The organism is Streptomyces sp. NPDC058741, from assembly GCF_042746715.1.
Lineage (GTDB): Bacteria > Actinomycetota > Actinomycetes > Streptomycetales > Streptomycetaceae > Streptomyces.
In genome coordinates this window covers 1-8,756 of the sequence record NZ_JBHYQH010000086.1, presented here as the reverse complement: position 1 = coordinate 8,756, position 8,756 = coordinate 1, and the positions used below count along the sequence as shown (strand labels likewise).

The window sequence follows — 8,756 nt, the reverse complement described above, 5'->3', positions numbered from 1 at the left end:
CACGGCATCCCCCTCCGCCCCACCCCCACCCCCATCCACCCCGACCTCCCCACCTACCCCTTCCAAGGCACCCACCACTGGCTCACCCCCTCCACGAGCACCGGACGCGGGACGTCCGGGCTGGGGACGGTCGCCGCCTCGCACCCCCTCCTGGGGACGGCAGTGGAACTGCCAGGCACCGAGACCGTGGTCTTCACCGGGCGTCTCTCGGCCGCGACGCACCCGTGGCTGGCGGGCGGGGACCCGGGCGCCGCACGACCGGACCTCGACTGGCTGCTCGCCGAACTGGCCCTCGCGGCCGGTGAGCAGCTCGGCCTCGGCCGGCTGCTCACCCTGACGCCGCAGGCGCCGCTGGTGACGCCGGCGTCCGGCTCCCTGCAGGTCCGCGTCACCGTCGGTGAGGGCACCGGGTCCGGCGCCCGTACGGTGTCCGTGCACGCGCGGCGCTCCGAGGAGGTTCTGGGCCTGCCGTGGATCTGCCACGCGACGGGTGAGCTGGCCGCCGCGGCGGACCGGCCGGACTGGGACCTGGAGGCCTGGCCGCCCGCGGACGCCACCGCGGTGCCCGCATCCGACCTGGTCGTGGGCGGCGCTCCCGTGCACCCCGCCGTGCGCGGGGTGTGGCGCCGCGGGACCGAGCTGTTCGCGGAGATCGCCCTGCCGGACGAGCTGCGCGCGGAGGCCCGCCGGTTCGGGTTGCACCCGGTGCCGGCCGGGGCCCTCCTCGGCCTGATGGGCGTCAAGGGTGTCCTGCCCGAGGCCGCCCGTCACTGGCGGGCGGGAGTGTGGCAGGAGGTCTCGCTGCACGCGTCCGGCGCGTCGGTCCTCCGTGCCCGGCTCTCCCCCCGCCCCGACGGTTCCGTGTCGCTGGTCGCCGCCGACGCGACCGGCGGCCCCGTCCTGTCGACGGCGTGCCTGCGCCCGGATCCCGTCCCGCACGGCGTGCTCAGGGCCACGGACGTGGCGCGGCAGGACAGCCTCTTCGGCATCGAGTGGACCGAGACCGCGACGCGGCACCTCACCGCGGACGCCGCTGCGGCCTGGGCCGTCGTGGGAGAGGATCCCGTGGGTGCGCGGTCGTCGCTGATGTCGGCGGGACGCTACGCGGAGGCGTATCCCGACCTGGCGGCACTGACCGCCGCGGTGGAGGCCGGCCGTGACGTCCCCGACGTCGTCGTGGTGCCCTTCCTGCGGGAGGCGGGTGACCTCTCGGGCCGGGAACTGGTGGACGCCGTGCACGCCACGACGGCCCGGGCCCTGGAGACGGCCCGCGCCTGGGTGACCACGCCCGTGTACGACCGCTCCCGGCTGGTGTTCCTGACCCGTGGGGCCGTTCCTGCGGTGACCGGCCCCGACGAGACGTCGCCGCTGGACCTCGCGGTGGCCGCTGTCTGGGGGCTCGTCCGCAGCGCGCAGTCGGAGTACCCGGGCCGCTTCGTGCTCGTCGACACCGACATCGCCAAGCCCACCTGGCGCACCCTGGACCGGGTGGTGTCCTCCGCGGAACCGCAGTGGGCGCTGCGCGGGCGGACGGCACGGGTGCCGCGGCTGACCCGCCTCGCCCCCGCCGGTGCCCTGCCGGCGCTCACCGTCGGCCCGGACAGCACCGTCCTGGTCACGGGTGGCACGGGGACGCTGGGGTCCGCGGTCGCACGGCACCTGGTGACCGAACACGGGGTGTCCGATCTGTTGCTGACGAGTCGTCAGGGGATGGCCGCCCCGGGTGCGGCGGCCCTGGAGGCGGAGCTGTCCGCGCTGGGCGCCCGGGTCCGGGTGGCGGCCTGCGACGTGACGGACCGCGACGCCCTGGCCGCGCTGCTCGACGGCCGGCGGATCGGCGCCGTGGTCCACACCGCCGGCGCGGTGGACGACGGCATCCTCCCGTCCCTGACGGCCGGGCGGCTGACCGAGGTACTGCGGCCCAAGGTGGACGCGGCGGTGCACCTGTACGAGCTGCTGCGGGAGGCGGAGGTGGAGCAGTTCGTGCTGTACTCCTCCGCCGCCGGCATCATGGGCGGCCCCGGTCAGGCCAACTACGCGGCGGCCAACACGTTCCTGGACGCGTTCGCCCACCACGTGCGCTCCCGGGGCGTGCCGGCGACGTCGATCGCCTGGGGCCTGTGGGCCGAGGCGAGCCGGCTGTCGGGTCCCGCCACGGGGGACCGGCAGCCGACGGCCCTGCGCGGGACGCGTCCGCTCGGCACCGGCGAGGGCCTCACGCTCTTCGACGCCGCGTGGGCGGCCGGGCGCGGTCTCGTCGTCGCGTCCGGCCTGGACTTCGCCGGACTGGCCGACGACGCACGGTCCGGCGCCCTGCCGCCCGTCATGCGGTCCCTCGTGTCGGTCCCCGCGCGCCGCATGGCGCAGGACGTCCCCGAGGAGAAGGACGGCCTCCCGCACCGCCTGGCGGCGATGAGCGCGGAGGAACGGGAGACCGCCGTGACGGGCCTGGTGCGGGAGCGGGCGGGTGCGGTCCTCGGTCACTCCGCGCCGGGCGGCGTGGCCGAGGACGCCCGGCTGAAGGACCTCGGGTTCGACTCGCTCACCGCGCTGCAGTTGCGTACGGCGCTCGTCGACGCGACCGGGCTGCGGCTGCCGGCGGGGGTGGTGTTCGACTTCGAGACGCCGCTGGATCTCGCCCGGCATCTGATCGGGCGGTTGCTCTCCCCGGACGCCTCGCCCCTCGACGACAACGGAAGGTCACAGGATGAGGATTGAGAACGTGTTCATCGACTCGCTCGGGGTGGTGCTGCACGAGTTCGAGCCCGTGGAGAGGGCCGTGTCCCAGGGTCTGATCGGCCAGGACGTGGTGGACGCGAACGGGCTGACCGGGACCCACCTCGCCCACGACATCCCGGCCGTCGAACTCGCGATCTCCGCCGCGCGCACCACCTTGGCCCGGTCGAAGCTCGACCCGGAGTCCGTCACGAGCCACATCCACAGCGCCGTCCACTACCAGGGCCCGCAGGGTTCCTACCCGCCCGGGTACGTCCTGCGTGAACTGGAACTGGAGCCGGCCACCTCGCTGTACCTGCGCCAGGGCTGCAACGGCATGCTGGGCGCCCTGGAGGTGGCCGTCGGCCAGATCACCGGTGCGGCACAGGCGGAGGCCGTGCTGCTCACGTCCGGTGAGAACTTCACCGCGCCGGACGTGAACCGTTACTCGGGGCTCGGGCAGGCCTACTTCCTCTCCGACGGCGGCGCCTCGGCGCTGATCAGTGCGGACGAGGGCTTCGCGCAGGTCAGGTCGCTCAGCTCCGGCATCCTTCCGGAACTCGAGCGGTGGCACCGCGGTGACGGCTCCCTGCTGCCGGGCGGGGAACGGGCCGGCGACGGGGACATGGCCGAGCGGGCGACGCGGTACAGCGAGACCGAGGCGCCGCTCTCGGAGACCCTCGAGAGGCTCACCCTGTTCAACCTGGGGGTCGTCCGCAGGGCGCTCGTGAGTGCCGGCCTGAACGCCGGCGACGTCGCCAAGGTGGTCCCGATCAACATGGACGGCCGCATGGTCGAGTACTCGGTCATGATGCCGCTGGGTCTGCCCATGGACCGGTCCACCTGGGAGTTCGGCAAGGGCATCGGCCACGTGGGCGGCACCGACGTGTTCATCACGCTGGAGCATCTGGTGCGTACGCGTGCCGTTGCGCCCGGCGAGCACGTGCTGCTGGTCTCACAGGGGCCGGGCTGGATGTCCACGGCCTGTGTCGTCACCGTGCTCGACCTTCCCGCCTGGGCGGTCTGACGAGGCGCGCCGAGCTGCCTCGTACACGGCTCGCGGACAAGGGCAAGGGCCCTGCCCCTCGGACGAGGGGCAGGGCCCTTGCCGTGGGCCCGGACCCGGTCAGGCGCCCCGGGAGGTGAGCCAGCCGTCGGTCGCCTCCGCGGTGGAGCGGGCGTGGTCCTCCATCATGGTGAAGTGGTTGCCGGGGACGTCGAGCACGGTGTGCGCCCGCTCCCAGGACGTCTGCCACTCCTCGGGCCGCATCTCCTCGCCGGGTCCGGCGGGCACCGGGGGCTCGGTGGAACGCACCAGGAGGACCGGGCAGTCCAGCGGACCCGGCTCCCACTCACCGATCATCGCCACGTACCAGCTCATCGCCGTGAGCCGGTCGGAGTCCATGTGGGCGAACAGGGACTCCCGCTCGAACATGCCGCCCAGCATCTGCTGGGAGAACCGCAGGAACGGGGAGTCGGCCCGCGGCATGTAGGTGTCGAGCAGGACGACGGCGGCCGGTGCGGCTCCGCGTTCCTGCATCCGGCGGGCCGTGGCCAGGGCCAGGACGCCGCCGGAGGACGAACCGAGCAGGACCGCCGGGGCGTCGCCCACGGTGCGGGCCACGGCGTCGGCGTGCAGGTCGGTGACGGCGTCGAAGGTGGCGGGCAGTGCCTCTCCGGAGCCGAAGCCCTGGGTCGGCAGGGCCCATACGTCGCGCCGGCTGCGGAAGGCGGAGGCGAACCGGGCGTACTGGTGGACACCGGCGAGGGCCACGTAGGAGCTGAAGCAGACCAGCGGGGCCGCGGTGTCGCCGGCCGACAGACGGATCGCTCCCGGGACGGTGGTGAGTTCGTCCGGTGAGGTGAAGGTGGGGCGCAGTTCCGCTGCCGCCTGGAGGAGCGTGAAGCCGTCGTCGACCCGGCCGTCCAGGCAGGCCTGCTTGAACAGGCCTCCGATGGTGTCGCCGGCGCGGGGCTCGACGCCGGTCGCCGCCGCCGCGTGCGGCGGGCCGCTCTCGGAGGCGGGCCCTTCGCCGAGCCTGCCGTGCAGGTGGGTGGCGAGCGCCTCGGGGGTCGCGTGGTCGAACAGCAGGGTCGGGGCGAGGGTCAGGCCGGTGGCGGTGGCGAGGTGGTTGCGCAGTTCGACGACCGTGAGGGAGTCGAAGCCCTGCTCGGTGAAGAGCCGGTCGGGCTCCACCTCGTCCTGGCCGGCGTGTCCGAGGACGGTGGCGGCCAGCTCGCGCACCAGGCCGAGCAGCAGGGCACGGCCTTCCTCGGGGGTGCGTCCGGCGAGCAGGGGTGCCGCGGCGGCCGTGGGGGCGCCTGCCGCGGTCCTGCGGGTGACCGGCGGGGCGGCGGGCCGCAGCATCGCCCGGACGCCGGAGCGGCCGGAGCCGGTGGCGACGGCGATCACCGCGGCGTCGGGCGTGGCCAGCGCGTCGTCCAGCAGGGCGAGGGCGTCCTCGGTGGGCAGGGGCCGCAGACCACCGCGGGCCAGGCGGCCGCGGTCGGCGTGGGACAGGCGGCCGGTGATGCCGCTGTCGTCGTCCCACAGGCCCCAGGCGACGGACGCCGCGGGCAGTCCGGCGGAGTGCCGCAGTGCGGCGAGACCGTCGAGGAAGGCGTTCGCGGCGGCGTAGTTGGCCTGGCCCGGGGCGCCGAAGGTGCCCGCGGCGGAGGAGAACAGCACGAACGCGGCGGGCCGCAGGCGGGCGGTGAGCTCGTGCAGGTGCCAGGCTCCGTCGGCCTTGGGCCGCAGCACGGTGTCGAAGCGCCCGCCGTCGAGAGCGGTGAGGACGGCGTCGTCGGTGACGCCGGCCGCGTGGACCACTCCGGTCAGCGGCAGCCCGCCGGGCAGCCGGTCCAGCAGCCGCTGCACGTCGGCGCGTTCGGCGACGTCGCAGGCCTCCAGGTGGACGCGGGCGCCGAGTTCGGTCAGCTCGGTGACGAGGGTGTCCGCGCCGTCGGCCGCGGGCCCGCGCCGGCCGGCCAGCAGCAGGGAGCGGACGCCGTGCCGGGTGACGAGGTGGCGGGCGACGGCCCGGCCCAGGGTGCCCGTGGCGCCGGTGACGAGCACGGTGCCGTCCGCGAGGGCGGGGGCGTCGCCGGCCGCGGCGGCCGTGGCGTCGGGGTGCAGGACACGGCCGCCGCGGACCGCGCTGTGCGGCCGTGCGGAGGCGACGGCGGCGAGCAGGGCGAGGTCGTCGCCGTCCCCGGCGTCGTGCGCCAGGTCCACCAGCTGGAAGCGGCCGGGGTGTTCGGCCTGGCCGGAGCGGACCATGCCCCACAGTGCGGCTCCGGTCACGTCGGGCACGCCGTCGGCGACGGCGTCCCGGCCCGCGGTGACCGCGGAGCGGGTCAGGAACACCAGCCGGGAAGCGGCGTACCGTTCGTCGGCGAGCCAGCCGCACATCAGCTCGTGGGCGCGGGCCAGCCGGCCGCGTACCCGCTCGGGCGGTGCGGGCTCATCGGAGGCGTGCGCCTCGGGTGCGGCGAGGACCACGTCGGGCATGGTCATACCGGTGTCGACGGCCTTGCCGAGGGCCTCCAGGTCGGCGTACGTCTCCAGGTGGACCCCCGCCGCGTCGAGGGCGGCGGCCGCCCGGTCGTCGCCGTCACCGAGCACGATCCAGCGCACCGTGCGCGGACGCGGCGCCTCGGGAGCGGGACGGGACTCCCGCCAGTCGAGGCGCAGCAGTTCGGGCCGGTCCGGGGCACTGTCGGGGGCGGCGGACACGGTCCGCAGGGTGATCGCGTCCGCGGTGGCGACGGGCCGTCCCGCGGTGTCGGTGACCAGGACCCGGTAGCCGTGGTCGTGGCCCGCCGGGGTGAGGCGCACCCGCAGCGCGGTCGCGCCGGTGGCGTGCAGGGTCAGTCCGGACCAGGCGAACGGCAGCATGGGCGCCGTGGCCCCGTCGTCCGCCGGACCGGGGCGGCGGACCAGCAGGGTCTGCACGGCCGCGTCGAGCAGCGCCGGGTGCAGCGCGTGCCGTGCGGCGTCCTGCCGGTACGCCTCCGGCAGCGCGACCTCGGCGTACACCTCGTCACCGCGCTCCCACACGGTGCCGAGGCCGCGGAAGCTGGGCCCGTAGACGAATCCCGCGGCGGCGAAGGCGGGGTAGGGGTCCTCGCCGGAGACGATGCGGGCGCCCGGCGGGGGCCAGGCGGCCAGGTCGTCGGCCGGGGCGGGCGGTGCCTGCGGGACGAGGACGCCCTGGGCGTGGCGCTGCCAGTCGCCGTCGTCCCCGTCGGGCCGGGACCACACGGTGAAGGCGCGGCGGCCTTCGTCGTCGGCGCCGTCGACGGCGGCCTGGATGCGGACGGCGCCCTCCGCGGGTACGACGAGCGGGCTGAGCAGGGTGAGTTCGCTCAGGTGGCCGCAGCCGGTGCGGTCGCCGATGTGCACGGCGAGGTCGAGGTGGCCGGTGGCGGGCAGGATGACCTGGCCGAGGACGGTGTGGTCGGCGAGCCAGGGGTGGCTGCGCAGCGAAAGACGCCCGGTGAACAGCAGGGAGTCGGAGCCCGCCCGGGTGATTTCGGCGCCGAGGAACGGGTGCTCCGCGGTGCGCAGTCCGGCGGCCTCCGGGTCACCGGCCTGTGCCGCGGTCGGCAGCCAGTAGCGCTGCCGCTGGAAGGCGTAGGTGGGCAGCGGTACGACGCGTGCGCCGGGCAGGAGCGCCGCCCAGTCGGGCGCGGCGCCGTGCGCGAAGAGGGTGCCGACGGCCGTCAGGAGCTGCTCCGGCTCCGGCCTGTTCCGCAGGGTGGCCGCCACGAGCACGGGCTCGTCCGTGGGCGCGGACGACGGCTCCCGCTCGGTGAGCACGGCGTCGGCGAGCGCGGTGAGCGGGCCGTCGGGCCCGACCTCGAGGAAGCGGCGGGCGCCGAGGCCGCGCAGCCGTGCGACGCAGTCGTGGAACCGCACCGGTTCGCGTACGTGCCGCACCCAGTACTCGGGGTCGGTGAGCAGTCCGGGCGCGGCGGTCTCACCGGTCCGGCCGGAGACGAGGGTCAGTGCCGGCTCGGCGTAGGTGACGCCGGCGGCTACCTCGCGGAAGGCGTCGAGCACCGGGTCCATGAGCGGCGAGTGGAAGGCGTGGCTGACCCGCAGCCGTGCGGTGCGCCGCCCGGCCTTGGAGAAGTGCTCGCAGATCTCCGCGACGGCGGCCTCGGTGCCCGAGACGACGGTCGCGAGGGGGCCGTTGACGGCGGCGACGCCGACCTCGTGCTTGCGGCCCGCCAGCAGGGGCAGCACCTCGCCCTCACCGGCCCGGACCGACGCCATCGCGCCGCCGGACGGGAGTGCCTGCATGAGCCGGCCGCGGGCGGCGACCAGGGCGCAGGCGTCGTCGAGGGAGAAGACTCCCGCCACGTGGGCGGCGGCGATCTCGCCGACGGAGTGCCCGGCGACGGCGTCCGGGCGCACGCCCCAGGACTCCAGCAGGCGGTACAGCGCCACCTCGAAGGCGAACAGTGCGGGCTGGGCGTGTTCGGTGCGGTTCAGCAGGTCGGCCTCGTCGCCGTGCACCGCCTCGTGCAGCCCCGGCACCCGCTCGCACACGGCGTCGAAGGCTTCGGCGAACACGGGGAAGGCGACGTGCAGTTCGCGTCCCATGCCGGGCCGCTGGGCGCCCTGCCCGGTGAACAGGAACGCCGTACGGCCGCCCGGGCGGGCGGTGCCGGTGACCGTACCGGGCAGCGGCGTGCCGTCGGCCAGGGCCCTCAGCCGTGCGGTGAGCCCCTCCGGGTCGGCGCCGACGAGGACGGCCCGGTGGGCGAACGGTGTCCGGGTGGTCGCCAGCGCCAGCGCGGTGTCGACGGGCCGCACACCGGGGTGCGTGGTGACGTGGTCGAGGAGTTGGGCCGCCTGGGCGCGCAGGGCGTCGTGGCTGCGGGCGGACAGGACCCACGGCACCGGTCCCGTCCACGCGGCCGGCTCGGACCCCGGCCCGGGCTCGGGCTCGGGCTCGTCCGGTACGGCTTCCAGCACGACGTGGGCGTTGGTGCCGCTGATACCGAAGGACGACACACCCGCACGCCGCGGA

3 protein-coding genes are annotated in these 8,756 nt (G+C 75.7%); 2 read left to right on the top strand and 1 reads right to left on the bottom strand.

What is annotated here, in order from left to right; all coding sequences use genetic code 11:
• The coding region (locus ACFW6P_RS31800; RefSeq protein ID WP_386359876.1) for a type I polyketide synthase at positions 1–2,718 on the top strand (2,718 nt) is incomplete at its 5' end.
• Positions 2,708–3,742 carry a ketoacyl-ACP synthase III family protein gene (locus ACFW6P_RS31795; RefSeq protein ID WP_386359874.1) on the top strand — a complete coding sequence of 345 codons (1,035 nt, stop codon included), beginning with the start codon at positions 2,708–2,710 and terminating at the stop codon, positions 3,740–3,742. The genes ACFW6P_RS31800 and ACFW6P_RS31795, both read left to right, overlap by 11 nt.
• Positions 3,743–3,841: 99 nt before the next feature.
• On the opposite strand, the gene ACFW6P_RS31790 is transcribed toward ACFW6P_RS31795, so the two are convergent.
• A complete protein-coding gene (locus ACFW6P_RS31790) occupies positions 3,842–8,740 on the bottom strand; it encodes an SDR family NAD(P)-dependent oxidoreductase (protein WP_386425737.1) in 4,899 nt (1,632 codons plus the stop codon).
• Positions 8,741–8,756 lie beyond the last annotated feature (16 nt).

Coding starts and splice junctions, on each gene's coding strand:
- ACFW6P_RS31795 (WP_386359874.1), top strand. CDS start 2,708: ATGAGGATTGAGAACGTGTTCATCGACTCGCTCGGGGTGGTGCTGCAC.